The sequence below is a fragment of the Methylosinus sp. LW3 genome (assembly GCF_000527115.1).
GTDB lineage: Bacteria > Pseudomonadota > Alphaproteobacteria > Rhizobiales > Beijerinckiaceae > Methylosinus.
Genome location: NZ_AZUO01000001.1, coordinates 1,710,297 through 1,725,976, shown reverse-complemented (window position 1 = coordinate 1,725,976; position 15,680 = coordinate 1,710,297). Strand labels below are relative to the sequence as shown.

Genomic DNA, 15,680 nt, shown 5'->3' with positions numbered 1-15,680 from the left:
CTATTCCGCCGCTTGCTTCAGTCGATCCAGCGCCAGCGCCGAACATTCCGCCATTGTGGCCGAGGCGCGCGCGATCGGATTGGTGAGATAGAAATCCGTGATCGCAGGCGCGAAATCGTCCTTCCACGCGGTCGCCGGCTGCAGCGCCACCGCCTCGAGATCGGCCGCCGAAGCGGAGCCGATCTGATCGAGCCGCAGAAGATGCGGATGCGCCTCGCCGAGCTTGGCGCGCAGCTGCTTTTGCGAATCGAAGGGCAGCGGCGCGCCGAGAGCGCCGGAGAGCGCGCGCAGAATCGCCCAATCCTCGCGGGCGTCGCCCGGCGGGAAAGTCGCGCGCAGCGCCTCCTGCACACGGCCTTCCGTGTTCACATAGAGGCCGAACTTCTCCGTATAGGCCGCACCCGGGAGAATGACGTCGGCGCGATGCGCGCCCTTGTCGCCATGCGTGCCGATATAGACGACGAAAGCGCCGGGCTCGATGGCGATCTCATCGGCGCCGAGATTGAAGACGAGATCGAGCGCGCCGGCCTTCGCTATGTCCGCCGCATCGAGGCCGCCCTGCCCCGGCGTGAAGCCGAGATCGAGCGCGCCGACGCGCGACGCCGCCGTATGCAGCACGCTGAAGCCGTTCCAAGCATCGGACAAACCGCCGTGCTTCTTGGCGGCCTGAGCGGCGAGCGCCAGAATGGCGCGGCCGTCGGGACGCGCCAGCGCGCCCTGACCGATCAGCACGAGGCGCTTGGCGGAGCCCGTCGGCGCGCTTTCGACGAAGCGCGCCAGAGCGTCGGGACCGGCGCCGAGATAATCATAATCATAGGTCAGATCGGCCTGTTCGCCGATCACCGAGATAGGGAAATGGCCCTTCAGCCAGCGCTTGCGGATGCGCGCATTGAGCACGGGCGCTTCCTTGCGCGGATTGGAGCCGACGATCAGCAGCGAATCCGCCTCGTCGACGCCGGCAATGGTGGCGTTGAAGAGATAGGAGGCGCGACCGAAGCGTGGATCGAGCTTGGTCCCGTCCTGGCGCGCGTCGAGATTGGCGCTTCCCAGCCCCTCGACGAGAAGCTTCAGCGCGAAGATTTCCTCGAGCGCCGCGAGATCGCCGACAAGGGCGCCGATCTTCTCGGCTTTCGTCGCCTTGGTCTTGGCGGCGACGGCGGCGAGCGCCTCCTGCCAGCTGGCGGGACGCAGGCGTCCATTCTCGCGAATATAGGGACGGTCGAGGCGCTGCGCCTTCAGCCCATCGACGACCTGTCGCGTCTTGTCGGAGATCCACTCCTCATTCACCGCCTCATTGAGGCGCGGCAGAATGCGGATCACCTCGCGGCCGCGAGCGTCGACGCGGATCGCCGAACCCAGCGCATCCTGCACGTCGATGGTCTCGGTCTTCTGATACTCCCATGGGCGGGCGCGGAAATTCTGCGGCTTGGGCAGAAGCGCGCCTACGGGACAGAGATCGGTCACATTGCCCTGCAGCTCCGACGTCATCGCCGTCTGCAGATAGGTGGTGATCTCCATATCCTCGCCGCGGCCGATCGCGCCCATGTCGCTGGTGCCGGCGATCTCCGCCGTGAAACGCACGCAGCGGGTGCAATGGATGCAGCGGGTCATCGCCGTCTTGACGAGCGGGCCGATATATTTGTCCTCGACCGCGCGCTTATTCTCGGCATAGCGCGAGCTGTCGCCGCCGAAGGCGAGCGCCTGATCCTGCAAATCACATTCGCCGCCCTGATCGCAGATCGGACAGTCGAGCGGATGATTGACGAGCAGGAACTCCATCACGCCTTCGCGCGCCTTCTTCACCATCGGAGTCTTGGTGAAGACTTCCGGCGGCGCGCCGTCCGGTCCCGGACGCAAATCCTTCACGGCGACGGCGCAGGAGGCCTGCGGCTTCGGCGGGCCGCCTTTCACCTCGACGAGGCACATGCGGCAATTGCCGGCGATCGACAGACGCTCGTGAAAGCAGAAGCGCGGCACCTCGGCGCCGGCCTCCTCGCAGGCCTGCAGCAGCGTATATTCGGCCGGAACATCGACCTCGACGCCATCGACGAGAATTCTGGTCATTGGAATGCCTTACTCCGCCGCCACGCGCACCGGATCGGGATGCGGATTGGCCGCATAACGATCGATGCGCTTCTCGATTTCGCCACGGAAATGATTGATGAGACCCTGGATCGGCCAGGCCGCCGCGTCGCCGAGCGCGCAGATCGTATGGCCTTCGATCTGCTTCGACACGTCGAACAGCATGTCGATCTCGCGCTTGTGAGCGCGGCCTTCCGCCATGCGGGTGACGACGCGCCACATCCAGCCCGTGCCTTCGCGGCAGGGCGTGCACTGGCCGCAGCTCTCATGCTTGTAGAAATAAGAGATGCGGGCGATGGCGCGGATGATGTCGGTCGACTTGTCCATGACGATGACCGCCGCCGTGCCGAGGCCGGAGCCGAGCTTGACGAGGCTGTCGAAATCCATCGGACAGTCGATGATCTGATCGGCCGGCACGAGCCGCACGGAAGAACCGCCAGGAATGACGGCGAGCAGATTGTCCGAGCCGCCGCGCACGCCGCCGCAATGGCGGTCGATCAGCTCGCGGAAGGGAATGGACATGGCCTCTTCCACATTGCACGGCTTGTTCACATGGCCGGAGATGGAAAAGAGCTTGGTGCCCGTGTTGTTGGGCTTGCCGATGCCGGCGAACCAGCTCGCGCCGCGGCGTAGAATCGTCGGCGCGACGGCGATGGATTCGACATTATTGACCGTCGTCGGGCAGCCGTAGAGGCCGACATTGGCCGGGAACGGCGGCTTCAGCCGCGGCATGCCCTTCTTGCCTTCGAGGCTCTCGATCAGCGCCGTCTCCTCGCCGCAGATATAGGCGCCGGCGCCGTGATGGACGTAGAGATCGAAGGGATAGCCGTGAATATTGTCCTTGCCGATGAGCTTGGCGTCATAGGCCTCGTCGATCGCCTTCTGCAGCGCGATGCGCTCGGCGATGAACTCGCCGCGCACATAGATGTAGGAGGCGTGCGCGCCCATGGCGAAGGAGGCGATCAGCGCGCCCTCGATCAGCGTCTGCGGATCATTGCGCATGATCTCGCGGTCCTTGCAGGTGCCCGGCTCCGACTCGTCGGCGTTGATGACGAGATAGGAGGGACGCAAGGGGTCCGGCGTCTTCGGCATGAAGGACCATTTCAGGCCGGTGGAGAAGCCGGCGCCGCCGCGTCCGCGCAGCCCCGAATCCTTCATTTCCTGAATGATCTTGTCGCGGCCGAGCTCCAGCAGCGCCTTGGTGTTGTCCCAGGCGCCGCGCGAGCGGGCTCCGGCGAGGCTCTTGTCGCCTATGCCGTAGAGATTTGTGAAGATGCGGTCCTTATCGGCGAGCATTGGTCGTTCACTCCGCCTGCGCTTTGGCGCCGTCGCCGTAGAAAGAAGTGAGGCTCGTCAGCGCGCCTTCCGGCTCCGAGGAGACGCGGCCCGTCTGCGAACCGATCTTCACCGGCCGGCCGGCGGCGAGATCGTCGAGCAGCTTCTCGAAATTCTCAGCCGTCAAATCTTCGTAATAGTCGTCGTTGATCTGCACCATCGGCGCATTGCAGCAGGCGCCGAGGCACTCGACCTCGAGCCAGGAGAACAGCCCATCGGCGCTCACATGGCGCTGCGGGCCGACCCGGCGCTCGAGCACGGCGATCAGCTCGTCGGAGCCGCGCAGCATGCAAGGCGTGGTGCCGCAGAGCTGGACGTAGAATTTGCCCACCGGCTCGAGATTGAACATCGTGTAGAAGGTCGCGATCTCGAGCACGCGAATATAGGGCATGCCGAGCGTGTCCGCGACTTTCTCGATCGCCTTTTGCGGCAACCAATAGTCGTTCTGCTTCTGCGCCTGCCACAGGGCCGGCACGACCATGGAGGCCTGACGGCCGTCCGGATATTTGGCGATCTGCGCCTCGAGCCACGCCTTGTTCTCGGGCGTGAACTCGAAGCTCGCGGGCTGCTCTTCGGCGAGACGACGCACGGACATAGTGTCAGTTCCGTTTCTTTGTCGGGGCGCCGGAACGCCACCGCGCATTGAATTCACGAGTTGTTTCGCAGAACCAATCGGTTTTTGCGAAGTCGCGCTCGGGATGCTCGCTCCGCAGCTTCGCCGACTGCGGGCCGCCCCCCGACAACGACGAACACATGCAGCTTCCGTTCGTATACCAGGAAACTTCCCATTGCCCGCCCGACTCCGGGTCGTCGCCCATGGCGTTGCCGTCGTAGACGAATGACTTCGGCAGGTCGCCGAGCCGTTCGAAACGCCGACACGAGCCGCGACTCGCGATTGCCTGCGCAGTCGCTCCGAGCGACAGATACGTAGCCATCATCGCGGCGCCGATCACCGATCGACCTCCCCGAAGACGATATCGAGCGAACCAAGGATCGCCGAGACGTCGGCGAGCAGATGGTCCTTGCAGAGAAAATCCATGGCTTGCAGATGCGCGAAGCCCGGCGCGCGCAGCTTGCAGCGATAGGGCTTGTCGGTGCCGTCGGACACGAGATAGACGCCGAACTCGCCCTTGGGGGCCTCGACCGCGGCATAGACCTCGCCGGCCGGCACCTTGAAGCCTTCCGTATAGAGCTTGAAGTGATGGATGAGCGCTTCCATCGAGCGCTTCATCTCCGCGCGGGGCGGCGAGCAAATCTTGTTGTTCACCGTCGCCACCGGACCGCGATTCTCGGCCTTCAGCAGCTTATCGACGCATTGCTTCATAATGGAGGTCGACTGGCGCATCTCCTCCATGCGGATGACCGCACGGTCGTAGCAATCGCCATTCTTGCCGACGGGAATGTCGAACTCCATCTCCTCATAGCAATCATAAGGACGCGCCTTGCGCAGATCCCAGGGCGCGCCGGAGCCGCGCACCATCACGCCGGAGAAGCCGAATTTCCAGGCGTCCTCGAGCGAGATGACGCCGATGTCGGCGTTGCGCTGCTTGAAGATGCGGTTGCCGATGAAGAGCTCGTCGAGATCGTCGAGGACCTTGAGGAACGGATCGCAGAAAGCGCCGATATCCTCGACCAGCCGATCCGGCAGGTCGCGGGCGACGCCGCCCGGACGGAAGTAATTGGCGTGCATGCGCGCGCCGCTCGCCCGCTCATAGAAGACCATGAGCTTCTCGCGCTCCTCATAGCCCCAGAGCGGCGGCGTCAGCGCGCCGACGTCCATGGCTTGCGCGGTGACGTTGAGCAGATGCGAGAGCAGACGGCCGATCTCGGCATAGAGCACGCGGATGAGCTGGCCGCGGCGCGGAACCTCGACGTCGAGCAGCTGCTCTATGCCGAGACAGAAGGCGTGCTCCTGATTCATCGGCGCGCAATAGTCGAGCCGGTCGAAATAGGGCACATTCTGCAGATAGGTCCGTGCCTCCATCAGCTTCTCTGTGCCGCGATGCAGGAAGCCGACATGCGGATCGCAGCGCTCGACCACCTCGCCGTCGAGCTCGAGGATCAGGCGCAGCACGCCATGCGCCGCCGGATGCTGCGGGCCGAAGTTGAGGTTGAAGTTTCGCAGGCTCTGGTCGTTCATCGTGACAGTCCCAGCGGGGAGAGCGAATAGCGAATAGCGAGTAGCGAGTAGTGGGTCATGTCGTCGCCACTCCTGTCTTTCGTTGAAGCGAGCGGGTCAGCGCACGCAGCATTCGGCCTATCTCGTCGCCGCGCGCCAACAAAGGCGTCACGGCGCTCGCGGACGCAAGCCCGACTCTGTCGGCGAGCATCAAGTGCGTTTCCAGCTCTTTGAGCGATCCCTGGGCGTTTCTCAAGAATTGGACGAACGACCCCGTTGTCTCGCGGCCATGGCCTTCCGCGATATTCGCGGCCACCGACGCGGCCGCACGACGAATTTGCGAGGTCATCCCGTACATTTCTTCCCTCGGAAACCTTCCTGTGAGTTCGTAGCAATCGACAGCGAGGTTCATCGCTTCCTGCCAGACCTTGAGATCTCGATACGATTGAGATCGAGGTCCGTCCATGATCGACTCTCGTCCTCTATTCGCTACTCCCTATTCGCTACTCGCCCTCTCACTTGCTCGCCTTCTCGTCGCCGGGAAGATCGTATTGCACGCCCTCCCAAGGCGAGAGGAAATCGAACTTCCGATATTCTTGGGTGAGGTTCAGGGGCTCATAGACGACCCGCTTGCGCTCGTCGTCGTAGCGCACCTCGACATAGCCGGACATCGGGAAATCCTTGCGCAGCGGATGACCGTCGAAGCCGTAGTCGGTCATGATGCGGCGAAGGTCGGGATGGCCATCGAACAGCACGCCGAAGAGATCATAGGTCTCGCGCTCGAACCAGTCGGCGCCGGGATAGAGGCTGGTCAGCGAGGCGACGGGCGTGCTCTCGTCGGTCTGCGTCTTCACGCGGATGCGCTGATTATGCTTGGGCGAGAGGAGGTGCAGCACCACATCGAAACGCAGATCGCGCTCCGGATAATCGGCCGCGGTGATGTCGGTGAAGCTGACGAAGAGGAACTCGGGATCGTCGCGCAGCACGCGCGCGGCGTCGAGCCAGCGCGAGCGCTCCACTTCCACGGTGAGCTCGCCATAGGCGATCTTGAGGCCCTTCACCACGCCCGGCAGGGCCGCGGCGACCTTCTCGCCGAGCTTTTCGAGTTCCGCGCTCATCTCTCACCCTCGCGTCATGAGAAACCGACCGCGCATGGCGCGTCGGCTCGCATCGCACTCTTCGTTTTTGCGCGCGCTCCCGAGGAGGCGCGAAATGTCACCGTTCGATCGTGCCGCTGCGGCGGATCTTCTTCTGCAGAAGCAGAACGCCATAGACGAGCGCCTCGGCCGAAGGCGGGCAGCCGGGGACATAGATGTCGACCGGAATGATTCGATCGCAGCCGCGCACCACCGAATAGGAATAGTGGTAATAGCCGCCGCCATTGGCGCAGGAGCCCATGGAGATGACGTAGCGCGGCTCCGGCATCTGGTCGTAGACCTTGCGCAGCGCCGGGGCCATTTTGTTGGTCAGCGTGCCGGCGATGATGATGACGTCCGACTGGCGCGGGCTGGCGCGCGGCGCGAAGCCAAAGCGCTCGAGATCATAGCGCGGCATGGCCGCCTGGATCATCTCGACCGCGCAGCAGGCCAGACCGAAAGTCATCCACATCAGCGAGCCGGTGCGCGCCCAATTGATGAGATCATCGGTGGCGGTGACGAGAAAGCCCTTGTCGGCGAGCTCGTCATTGAGGCCGAGGTAGAAGGGATCGTCCGCGCCCACCGGCTTGCCGGTGCGCGGATCGACGAGACCCTTGGCGGACGGCGCGACGAGAGTCGGGCTCTGGCGAGTGATCAATCCCATTCGAGCGCTCCCTTGCGCCATTCATAGACGAAGCCGACGGTCAGCACGCCGAGGAAGAACATCATCGACCAGAAGCCGAAGCTTCCCGCCTCCTTGAAGGCCACCGCCCAGGGAAAGAGAAAAGCGACCTCGAGGTCGAAGACGATGAAGAGCAGAGCGACGAGATAGAAGCGCACGTCGAATTTCATGCGCGCGTCGCCGAAAGGATTGAAGCCGCACTCATAGGCGGAGAGCTTCTCCGGATCCGGCGCCTTGAAGGCGACCAGGAAGGGGAGAACGAGCAGAGCGCCGGCGATGATCGCCGCGAGGGCGATGAAGATCACGAGCGGCAAATATTGTTCGAGCAGGCTCGGCATGGCGATGTCCGACGTTTGCGGCGGGGGCGGCGATGTGACGCGGGGCGGGAGCCCCGGGCGCCGTCTGACCGCGCGTTCCGTAACCCAGCGTATAGGTCAAAGCAAGAGCCGAGCGCGTCTTTACCGAAGGGATTGGGCGCGCGGACCTTACGCCCGCCCGCCCCCGGCGGAAAAATACCCGTCGGCGCCTGTCGATCAGGCGGCGCCGCTGAAGAATTCGATGATCCGCGCGGCGGCCTTCATCTCCGCGAATCGCCGCGCCCGCCTTTCCATGGCCTCGTCGTCGGCGCCCCAGGCCTCGATCTGATGGTCCTCATCGACATGAGCCGCCGCCCAGGCCGCCTCCGCGTCCATCTCGCCCAGCGCCACGGCGAGCGCGATGAGGCAGGAGCCGGTGAGCGTCGTCATGGCGTGAAGCGCCGCGAGACGGAAATGCGCCTCAGCCCCCTGCCCCGCATAGGCGCGCACAGCCTCCGCCACCGCCGCCGTCGCCTCCGGCGTCTGAGAGACGAACATCACGCCAGAGGTCACGGCGAGCTCGGCGCCGAGCCGCTCCTTGGCGAAGGCGAGCAGCGGGTCCCACGCCTCCGCCTGCGCCGCGACGAGGCCGGCCGGCTCCTCGGCGCGATAGCTCACGAGATCGGAGCCCGCATATTTGGCGACGTCGGCGGCGACCTCCTCGAGCCGGTCGGCGACCCCGTCGATCGCCGAGTTTACCAGCCTTGTCAAAGGCATGGAGGTCGGATTGAGCCTGTCGCCCTGCGTCCCCCATTCCTCGGCCAGCGCCGTGGTCAAAGACGAGGACGGAGTCGTCAAAATGCGCCGCGCCGGCGTCTTGACCGTCCTTCCGTCGAGCAGGACGGCATAGCCGCCCTCGGCCTCGCCGACGCTGGCCGATTGGTAGAATCGCTTCGGCAGCTCCGGCCGGGCGCCCCTCTGCACCGCATTGCGCAGCGGATTGCGCTCCTCATCGGGCACGAACAGGCCGTCGGCGAGATTTGCGCTTTCATGGGACATGGGGTCTCTCCTCGGGCGTGTCTCGTGGGCTCACGCGTCCGGCGCGGACAATATGGGATCGTCCTGCCCCACATCGAAGCCGAAAAACGCCCAGCTATTCTTCATATGCGGCGGCAGCGGCGCGGTGACGTCGAGGGTCCCGCCCTTGGGATGCGGCAGAATCAGCCGCCGCGCCAAAAGATGCAGCTTGGGCTCGAGCTCGGAGGGCACGGCGTGCATCGGATCACGGCGGCGCACCTCGTCCTCCGGCCTGTGGCCATATTTGGGATCGCCGACGATCGGGCAGCCGATCGCCTCCGCATGGGCGCGGAGCTGATGCGTGCGGCCGGTCAAGGGCTTCATTGACAGCCAGGCGCAGCGCGGCGCCGCCTTGTCGACGATGGCGTAATAGGTCAGCGAATGCTGCGCCCCCTCATCCCCATGGCGGGCGACGCGCATCTTCTCCCTTGCGTCGGCAGGCTCGGCCGCGCGCCGCTCGCCGCTGCGGCGGGAGCGCTCATCGACCATATCCGCGCCCTTGGCGAGATAGAGCGAGACCCGCCCCTGCGACGGCTTCGGCACGCCCTCGACCAGCGCCCAGTAGATTTTATGCGCCTGCCGCGAGCGGAAAATTTCCCCGAGATCGGCGGCGGTGCGCCTGTTCTTGGCGATCAGCAGCACGCCGGAGGTGTCGCGATCGAGCCGATGCACCAGCACCGGCCGCTTGTCGCCCACCGCCAGCGATTCGAGCATTCCGTCTATATGCCGCTTCATGCCCGAGCCGCCCTGCACGGCGAGGCCATAGGGCTTGTTCAGCACGAGGAGATGCGCGTCCTCGAACAAGGTCATCTCGGCGAGCGCGCGGGCGTCCTCCGGCCGCGCCCGCATCACCGCCGGCGCCGCGACGGTCTCCAGCTTGAGCGGCGGAACGCGAATCTTCTGATTCTGCTCGAGCCGAGTGGAAGTGTCGACGCGCTTGCCGTCGACGCGCACCTCGCCCTTGCGGCAGATTTTGGCGAGATGCGACAGGGCCAGCGCCGGAAAGCGCCGCTTGAACCAGCGGTCGAGCCGCAGCCCCGCCTCGTCCTCGTCGACGATCAGCGTCTGCACGGGCGTCGATTGCGGCGCCTGCGCCGCTTCCCCGGTCATGTCAAAGCCCTCACCAGATAAAGTCCGAGGAACAGGCCTATGATCGACAGCCCCACCGAGCCGCCCACATAGAGCCCAGCGGCGAGCGTGTCGCCGCGCTCGATCAGAGTGACCGCATCCAGCGAGAAGGCGGAGAAGGTCGTATAGCCGCCGAGCACGCCGGTGGTCACGAAGAGCCGCATCGACTGCGACCAGCCGGCCCCCGCCTTGAAGGCGAAATAGCCGGCTGCCAGGCCCATGATGAAGGACCCGCTGACGTTTATGAGGAAAACGCCCCAGGGCAGTTGCGCGCCGAGCCAGCGCTGGCACGAGGAATTGACGATATGTCTCAGAGTCCCGCCCAATCCGGACCCGAGAAAGATGAGAAGAAGCGCGCGCATGCCGCCTTCTAGCGCAAGCGGGCGGCGGCGTCACGGGAGCCGGACGCAGTCAATTGCACGGCTTCGATTCAAGCCCGATTTACGTATTGGCGCCATAGTGTTTAATCTACTCCCGACGGCTGCGCCGCCGTCACGCAGAAACTATTGAGACTAAATAATATTCTCCGGTCGTTATGCGGCCGCAACTCGTCAGCGCCCCAGTCCATGCGCGACTGGCGAGCGCCGCGCATGTGGAGCGACGGCCGTGAGACGACCAGATTTGCGCCCCAAAATCGGGGCGGAGCAGCGCGCCGCCGAGACGATCGCCGAGCCTCGCTTCGACGGCCGCTTCAGCGTGCCGCCCGACCAGCGCCGTTACGCCTGCCGCACCATCGACATGTCGGCAGACGTCGTCGCCTTGCGCAGCGACTTCCGGCCCGCGGTCGGCGATCGGATCGCGCTCGATCTCGACCGCTGGGGCCGTTTCGACGGCGCGGTGATTCGTCTCTTCGAGGGCGGCTTCACCGTGGACCTTGAGATCGCGGACCAGCCGCGCGCCCATGTGGCGATGCAATTCGCCTGGCTGACGCGGCACGCCGCGCCGAACGCCCCGCACTGCCGCGATCACGAACGCCTGCGGCCAAAGCGCCGGTTCACCACCTTCACCGTGGCGCAAGTGACCCTGCCCTGCGAGATCATGGATCTCTCGCGCAGCGGCGCCTCGCTGAGAACGGAGGTGCAGGTCCCTCCGGGCGAGAAGATCACGATCGGCAAGAGGACGCAGGCCGAGGTCATTCGCCAGACCGAGGACGGTTTCGCGGTCCGCTTCCGCCGTCTTTTGCCGCTCGAGATATTCGATGAAGATATAGACCTGTGAATCACCGCCCAAAACGCGCGAAAACGCCGAAAGCGACCCGAAAATGCCTTCCGGCCCGATTGCAGGCCCCGCCCGCATGCGATAGTGAAGACGCAGAAGCCTCAACGCGCCCGTAGCTCAGCTGGATAGAGCGCTGCCCTCCGAAGGCAGAGGTCAGGGGTTCGAATCCCTTCGGGCGCGCCAGCAAATCAAGCACTTACGACGACAGCGCAGCGAGGCCGGCAAATCCGGTCACCACAGGGTCACCACGGCGAGGAAGGTCACGGGCGGTCCGTGACCGCAGAAAAATTTCTCGAAACGCCAGTTTGCCGAACTGACAAAACTGACGAAACCCCTTCAGCCGTCCCGCGCCAGCGCGGCGAAGACTTCAGCCGCGAGCCCTTCGGCGAGGTCCGGCGGGAGAACGGCCGCGGGAAGCCATCGGCCATCGGGAGCCCTGAAGCATGGCGCCTCACACGCCAGCCCGCCGCCCGGCCGCTTCACCACCTTGACGCCCTGTAGGAGGATGACGACGCCCGCGACTTCGATCTCGACGACGGCCATCGCGACCAGCTTGTCAGAGTCGGCGACACGATCGATGAATTGGACGGTGACGACGGCTCGGTCGTATCGGCGTTCATACGAAGAGAAACCCGTCCGGCCGCTCGCCGGTCTCATAGACGCTCGGCCCTGCGTCGTCGTTTGAGGCAACCGAAACAGCGATAGCGCAGGCGACGGCGCCGTCGATTCGCTCCCGAGCCTTCCCCTTGGTGAAGAGCCGATTGCCGGCGCGATCGGTCTCGACGACGACATTATCGAAACACCACCTGAGAACCGGATGGCCGCCATGCTGGAATTGCCGGCCGACGATTGCCCGCTCGAGTTCTTTGATCGCCGGCGCCATCGTCACCCAGCCCTGCCGAACCTCGACGGCGGGGAATCCATCCTCTTGAAGGTTGTTCAAGGTCGAGCGCGCAAGGTGGGGGTCGAGCCCGATCTCGCGAACATCGAACCGGCCGCAGAGATCGCGGACGCAATCCTCGACGGCCCGGAAGTCGACGACGTTTCCCTGCGTCGGCTCAATATGGCCTTCGCCTGCCCATCGGACGTAGGGGACCGCGTCCCGATCCTGCCGGCCCCTGAGATTGTCGCCAGGGCAAAAGAAGTGCGGCAGCACGGCGTAGCCGTCGCCAACGCGCCAGAGCGCCACGACGACGGTCAAATCCGAATTGCTGGAAAGGTCGACGCCAATGTAACAGGGCTCGCCGGCAAGCGCCTCCAGGTCGAGCGGTTCCGCGCCCTCGTCATAGATCGCCATATCGACGACGCGACGGTCTTCGGCGTTTTGAGCAAGTGGCTTTCGATGGCGGACGGGAGCTTGCCGGATCGCGCTTCCGTCTGAAGCTCGGTCATCCAAAGGCGGAACATATCCTGCGCCTTCGCGGTGAAGCCGAAGACAGCCGGCTCGGCGAACCGCCGCCTACAAGAAGCGCGAGCCGGGCGCATCCGTTCGCTCGTTTCAGATCGGGCTGGCGCATGGCATTCGTCACAAGCTCCACGCGGTGAAGACGGAGCGCGACGCCACGAACCGGGCCTCCGGCGCCCGCGAACTCGTGCCGATCAAGCACAATGTCATAGAGGAAGAATTGGCGAAGCTCGGACTCTCTTTTCATGCGACGCCGCAAGGGCGTCGACGCAAGGTGACGCTCGACGACTATGAAGCCGGCGTCGCCGCCGGACGCGAATTCGAGCCGCATTGCAGCGTCGAAGGGACGTGAAGCAGCAGGCGATTTCGCCGAGACGATCCAGCGAAGCGCCTTCGTCCTCTCGCGGCCTTCGCCGAAGGCTCGGCGCCTCGCCCTGCAATCAGCGATGCGTCACGCGGCGGCGCCGAGCCGACCGAACGATAATTTGAACGTCGCGCCGCCGCCCGGCGTCTCCTCCAGCCAGATACGGCCGTTGAGCTTGGCGATGAGATCCTTGGCGATAGCGAGACCGAGGCCGGCGCCGGGCGTCGCTTCGCTCTTTCGCCAGAACGGCTCGAAGATCATTTCCCGCTCATCCTCCGGCACGCCCGGACCATGATCGATGATCGAGATAATCGCCTCATCATCGACGCACACGGTGATCTCGCCGCCCTCCGGCTCAGCGCGGAGCGCATTGTCGATGAGATTGCCGATGACCGCCGTGATCGCCGCGCCATTGCCGCGCACGTCGACAACGACGGAAGGACCGACAAATTCTATATGCCGGCGATCGCGAATGGCGAGCATCGCGGCGTCGTCGACAACGGCGCGCGTCACCGCGCCGAGATCGACGGTCTCTTCGAGCAGCGTCGGCTGCTCGCCGGCCCGAAGCGTCGCCAGCAATTGCTCGACGATATATTTGATGCGATAGGCGTCGCGCTTCAGATCGATCTTGAAGCTCGACTCTTCCGGCGCGTCGAGCCTGGCGGCGAGCACCGCAATGGGCGTGCGCAGCTCATGCGCCGCATTCGCCGTAAATCGACGCTGGCGCTGCGTTCCACGGTCCAGCCGTTCGAGCGCCTCATTCATCGCGCCGACGAGCGGCACGATTTCGGTCGGCACGATGCTGGAGGTCAGCCGCTGATCGAGCGAATCCATATCCACGCGCGCCGCCTCCTCCGCGACGGCCCGCAATGGCCGCAGCCCGCGCCGCATCGCGAACCATGCGGTCGCCGTCGAAAGCGACACAGCCATCACGACATAGATGTTGAGCCAGCGAAACTCCCGCTGCCAGGCGTCGAAAAGGTCGTCCCACCGAAACTTCTGGCCATAGACGGCGATGTGAAATCGCCCATAGGGCGTCCATTTCTGCTCCATCAGGCCGAGAGGCGCCGACCCCTCGTCGCCCGGCAAAATGAAGTGCGTATGAGTCGGACTGACGCCGATCAGATTGCGGAGCACCTCGACCAGCTCCGGCGACGAGCCGGCGAGCGGCCGCCGCTGCAAGTCGAAAGCGGCGATCTTCATGTTTGGCGCGCGATCGAGCTCCGCCTGCAATTCCGCGGTCGGCGCCAGGACCGCGACGCCGTCCGCTCCGATGGCGACAGAGGCGACGACCTGCTTTTCGGCGCGCGCCTTGGCGAGCTCGTCCCAAGTCGTCGCGAAGAGCTCGACGCCGGCCATGCCGAGCCCCAGGGTAAAGACCCAGCCGAGCAGAAAGGCGGCGAGCTGCGCGATGACGAGATAGAGGACGATGCGATGCGCCAGCGATTTGGTGATCAATGGGCCTGCTCCGTCAGCAGATATCCCCGCCCTTTCACCGTGTGAATCTCGATCTGCGCATCCAGCGTGGCGAGCTGGCGGCGGAGTCGCGAGACGACCGTGTCCAGCGCATTCGCCTGAACCTCCTCGTCGAGGCCATAGATTTCCTGAATGAGAATCTCTCGCGCGGCGACTCGGCTCGCGCGCTGCATCAAGGAGCGCAACAGCATCATCTCGCGCCGATTGAGCACGACCGGCGCGCCGCCCACCATGACTTCATTGTTTTCGAGATCGAAGGCGACGGCGCCCACGACGATCGGCGGCAACACGTTTCCTCCGGGACGACGCATGCAGGCGCGAATGCGGGCGATCAGCTCCTCTCCTTGGAACGGCTTGGTGAGATAGTCATCCGCGCCCGCCTCGAGACCCGAAATCTTATCGCCGAGCGCATCCAGCGCCGTGATCATCATCACTCTTATGCCGGGACGCATGGCGCGCGCGCGGGACAACAGCGATATGCCGTCTCCGTCCGGCAAGCGGCGGTCCAGCAGCAGGAGATCATATGCATGCACGCGCAAGGCCGCGAGCGCATCGGCCAGAGTCGACGCCTTATCGACGATGAAGCCGGCATGAGAAACGAGCGACGCGATGAGGCGCGCCATCTCCCGCTCGTCCTCGATGAGCAATATCCGCATCAAACGACGCTCCCTCATCGTGGCGGAGGTGAACCGTGCGTCGCGATTGGTGGCGCAGATCGATTGTCGAATCAAGCGGCTCGCTGCTTTCATCGCGCTTCGCCCCGCCGAAGGTGTGGCGCAGCGGACACAGTTCCACGAATTCGCCCGCCGCGCGCCCCTCGCCAGACACTCGACAGGTTGCGCGCCTAAGACAGAGCTCGATGCGGCGGTGTGCCGAAGCCGGGATGCGAGCGAATCTCGCTGCGCCCCGCGTTCGAGCGGAAGGCGAATGTCACAAAGAGACGGAGGCCGGGACGGCGCTCGGCGCATGATTTCGACGGCGCGCTCCCTGGTCGCGCTCGCTCTCATGCTGCTGTTCGCCGCTAATCCGCTCTGCGCGCATCGCCCGGCGACGGAGGGACGGCATACGGCCGACGCCTCCCCGCTCGCGACGGGCCTCTCCTCCTCCACCGACTGCGCACGGCCGGCGCGCGGCGCCGCCGATCCCGCCGCGCCGAGCCAGCGGCATGGCCTCGCCTGCGCGCTCGGCTGCGCGATCGCATGCGGCGGCTTTGCCCCCATAGGAGTCGGCCTCGTCGAAGCGCGCGCCGCGCCGGCGATCATCGTCGCTGACGCGCCGCTGCTGCGCAGAGGCGCGCGACGGACCGACAATTTTGGACGATCCTGGTCCTCCCGCGCGCCTCCGCTTTCCTTCTCCTGAACC

General features: G+C 65.0%; 19 protein-coding genes, 1 tRNA gene and 1 pseudogene. 4 read left to right on the top strand and 17 right to left on the bottom strand.

Features of this window, described 5'->3' with window-relative positions:
• The 12 genes from nuoG to crcB form a co-directional block, all read right to left on the bottom strand.
• The gene (gene nuoG / locus METLW3_RS0108720; protein WP_024879551.1) at positions 1 to 2,064 is read right to left on the bottom strand and encodes an NADH-quinone oxidoreductase subunit NuoG; all 2,064 of its coding nucleotides are present in this window, start codon (positions 2,062 to 2,064) and stop codon (positions 1 to 3) included.
• Positions 2,065 to 2,073: 9 nt separating this feature from the next.
• Positions 2,074 to 3,378 carry an NADH-quinone oxidoreductase subunit NuoF gene (gene nuoF / locus METLW3_RS0108715; protein WP_024879550.1) on the bottom strand — a complete coding sequence of 435 codons (1,305 nt, stop codon included), beginning with the start codon at positions 3,376 to 3,378 and terminating at the stop codon, positions 2,074 to 2,076.
• 7 nt (positions 3,379 to 3,385) lie between these two features.
• Positions 3,386 to 4,012: an NADH-quinone oxidoreductase subunit NuoE gene (gene nuoE / locus METLW3_RS0108710; protein ID WP_024879549.1), complete on the bottom strand. Its 627-nt coding sequence runs from the start codon at positions 4,010 to 4,012 to the stop codon at positions 3,386 to 3,388.
• 4 nt (positions 4,013 to 4,016) lie between these two features.
• Positions 4,017 to 4,370: a hypothetical protein gene (locus tag METLW3_RS0108705; RefSeq protein ID WP_024879548.1), complete on the bottom strand. Its 354-nt coding sequence runs from the start codon at positions 4,368 to 4,370 to the stop codon at positions 4,017 to 4,019.
• Entirely contained in the window at positions 4,367 to 5,557 is a 1,191-nt protein-coding gene (locus METLW3_RS0108700) for an NADH-quinone oxidoreductase subunit D (protein WP_024879547.1), read from the bottom strand. Before METLW3_RS0108700 ends, METLW3_RS0108705 begins: the two co-directional genes overlap by 4 nt.
• Positions 5,558 to 5,612: 55 nt before the next feature.
• The gene (locus METLW3_RS0108695; RefSeq protein WP_036308769.1) at positions 5,613 to 6,002 is read right to left on the bottom strand and encodes a four helix bundle protein; all 390 of its coding nucleotides are present in this window, start codon (positions 6,000 to 6,002) and stop codon (positions 5,613 to 5,615) included.
• A 49-nt stretch (positions 6,003 to 6,051) separates the two neighbouring features.
• Positions 6,052 to 6,654, bottom strand: coding sequence for an NADH-quinone oxidoreductase subunit C (locus METLW3_RS0108690; protein WP_024879545.1), 603 nt, complete (start codon positions 6,652 to 6,654; stop codon positions 6,052 to 6,054).
• A gap of 97 nt (positions 6,655 to 6,751) precedes the next feature.
• On the bottom strand, positions 6,752 to 7,336 hold the full coding sequence (locus METLW3_RS0108685; protein ID WP_018265967.1) for an NADH-quinone oxidoreductase subunit B: 585 nt from the start codon (positions 7,334 to 7,336) through the stop codon (positions 6,752 to 6,754).
• Positions 7,327 to 7,692 carry an NADH-quinone oxidoreductase subunit A gene (locus METLW3_RS0108680; RefSeq protein WP_018265968.1) on the bottom strand — a complete coding sequence of 122 codons (366 nt, stop codon included), beginning with the start codon at positions 7,690 to 7,692 and terminating at the stop codon, positions 7,327 to 7,329. The genes METLW3_RS0108685 and METLW3_RS0108680 overlap by 10 nt, the downstream gene beginning before the upstream one ends.
• A gap of 195 nt (positions 7,693 to 7,887) precedes the next feature.
• On the bottom strand, positions 7,888 to 8,709 hold the full coding sequence (locus tag METLW3_RS0108675; protein ID WP_024879544.1) for an ATP12 family protein: 822 nt from the start codon (positions 8,707 to 8,709) through the stop codon (positions 7,888 to 7,890).
• Between the two features lie 30 nt (positions 8,710 to 8,739).
• On the bottom strand, positions 8,740 to 9,837 hold the full coding sequence (locus METLW3_RS0108670) for an RluA family pseudouridine synthase (protein ID WP_024879543.1): 1,098 nt from the start codon (positions 9,835 to 9,837) through the stop codon (positions 8,740 to 8,742).
• The gene (crcB, locus tag METLW3_RS0108665) at positions 9,834 to 10,217 is read right to left on the bottom strand and encodes a fluoride efflux transporter CrcB (RefSeq protein WP_024879542.1); all 384 of its coding nucleotides are present in this window, start codon (positions 10,215 to 10,217) and stop codon (positions 9,834 to 9,836) included. Before crcB ends, METLW3_RS0108670 begins: the two co-directional genes overlap by 4 nt.
• Before the next feature lie 244 nt (positions 10,218 to 10,461).
• Between crcB and METLW3_RS0108660 the strand changes: the two genes are divergently transcribed.
• Positions 10,462 to 11,073 carry a PilZ domain-containing protein gene (locus METLW3_RS0108660; RefSeq protein WP_245267266.1) on the top strand — a complete coding sequence of 204 codons (612 nt, stop codon included), beginning with the start codon at positions 10,462 to 10,464 and terminating at the stop codon, positions 11,071 to 11,073.
• A 106-nt stretch (positions 11,074 to 11,179) separates the two neighbouring features.
• A tRNA-Arg gene (locus METLW3_RS0108655) sits at positions 11,180 to 11,256 on the top strand.
• Positions 11,257 to 11,409: 153 nt separating this feature from the next.
• On the opposite strand, the gene METLW3_RS0108650 is transcribed toward METLW3_RS0108655, so the two are convergent.
• The 3 genes and pseudogenes from METLW3_RS0108650 to METLW3_RS29065 form a co-directional block, all read right to left on the bottom strand.
• The gene (locus tag METLW3_RS0108650) at positions 11,410 to 11,616 is read right to left on the bottom strand and encodes a hypothetical protein (RefSeq protein WP_024879540.1); all 207 of its coding nucleotides are present in this window, start codon (positions 11,614 to 11,616) and stop codon (positions 11,410 to 11,412) included.
• 73 nt (positions 11,617 to 11,689) lie between these two features.
• Positions 11,690 to 12,370 (bottom strand): terminase TerL endonuclease subunit, encoded by a 681-nt coding sequence (locus tag METLW3_RS0108645; protein WP_051465395.1) that lies wholly within the window; start codon positions 12,368 to 12,370, stop codon positions 11,690 to 11,692.
• Positions 12,271 to 12,489: pseudogene (locus METLW3_RS29065) on the bottom strand (hypothetical protein); the annotation flags it as partial. The pseudogene METLW3_RS29065 and the gene METLW3_RS0108645, both read right to left, overlap by 100 nt.
• Positions 12,490 to 12,614: 125 nt before the next feature.
• On the opposite strand from METLW3_RS29065, the gene METLW3_RS26800 reads away from it, so the two are divergent.
• Positions 12,615 to 12,830 (top strand): hypothetical protein, encoded by a 216-nt coding sequence (locus METLW3_RS26800; protein ID WP_024879538.1) that lies wholly within the window; start codon positions 12,615 to 12,617, stop codon positions 12,828 to 12,830.
• Positions 12,831 to 12,929: 99 nt separating this feature from the next.
• Here the strand turns inward: METLW3_RS26800 and METLW3_RS0108635 are convergent, their stop codons facing one another.
• Both METLW3_RS0108635 and METLW3_RS0108630 read right to left on the bottom strand, forming a co-directional pair.
• Positions 12,930 to 14,300 (bottom strand): HAMP domain-containing sensor histidine kinase, encoded by a 1,371-nt coding sequence (locus METLW3_RS0108635; protein ID WP_024879537.1) that lies wholly within the window; start codon positions 14,298 to 14,300, stop codon positions 12,930 to 12,932.
• Positions 14,297 to 14,974: a response regulator transcription factor gene (locus METLW3_RS0108630; protein WP_024879536.1), complete on the bottom strand. Its 678-nt coding sequence runs from the start codon at positions 14,972 to 14,974 to the stop codon at positions 14,297 to 14,299. Before METLW3_RS0108630 ends, METLW3_RS0108635 begins: the two co-directional genes overlap by 4 nt.
• 310 nt (positions 14,975 to 15,284) lie before the next feature.
• Here METLW3_RS0108630 and METLW3_RS0108625 point away from each other — a divergent pair, with 310 nt between their 5' ends.
• Positions 15,285 to 15,677 (top strand): hypothetical protein, encoded by a 393-nt coding sequence (locus tag METLW3_RS0108625; RefSeq protein WP_024879535.1) that lies wholly within the window; start codon positions 15,285 to 15,287, stop codon positions 15,675 to 15,677.
• Positions 15,678 to 15,680 lie beyond the last annotated feature (3 nt).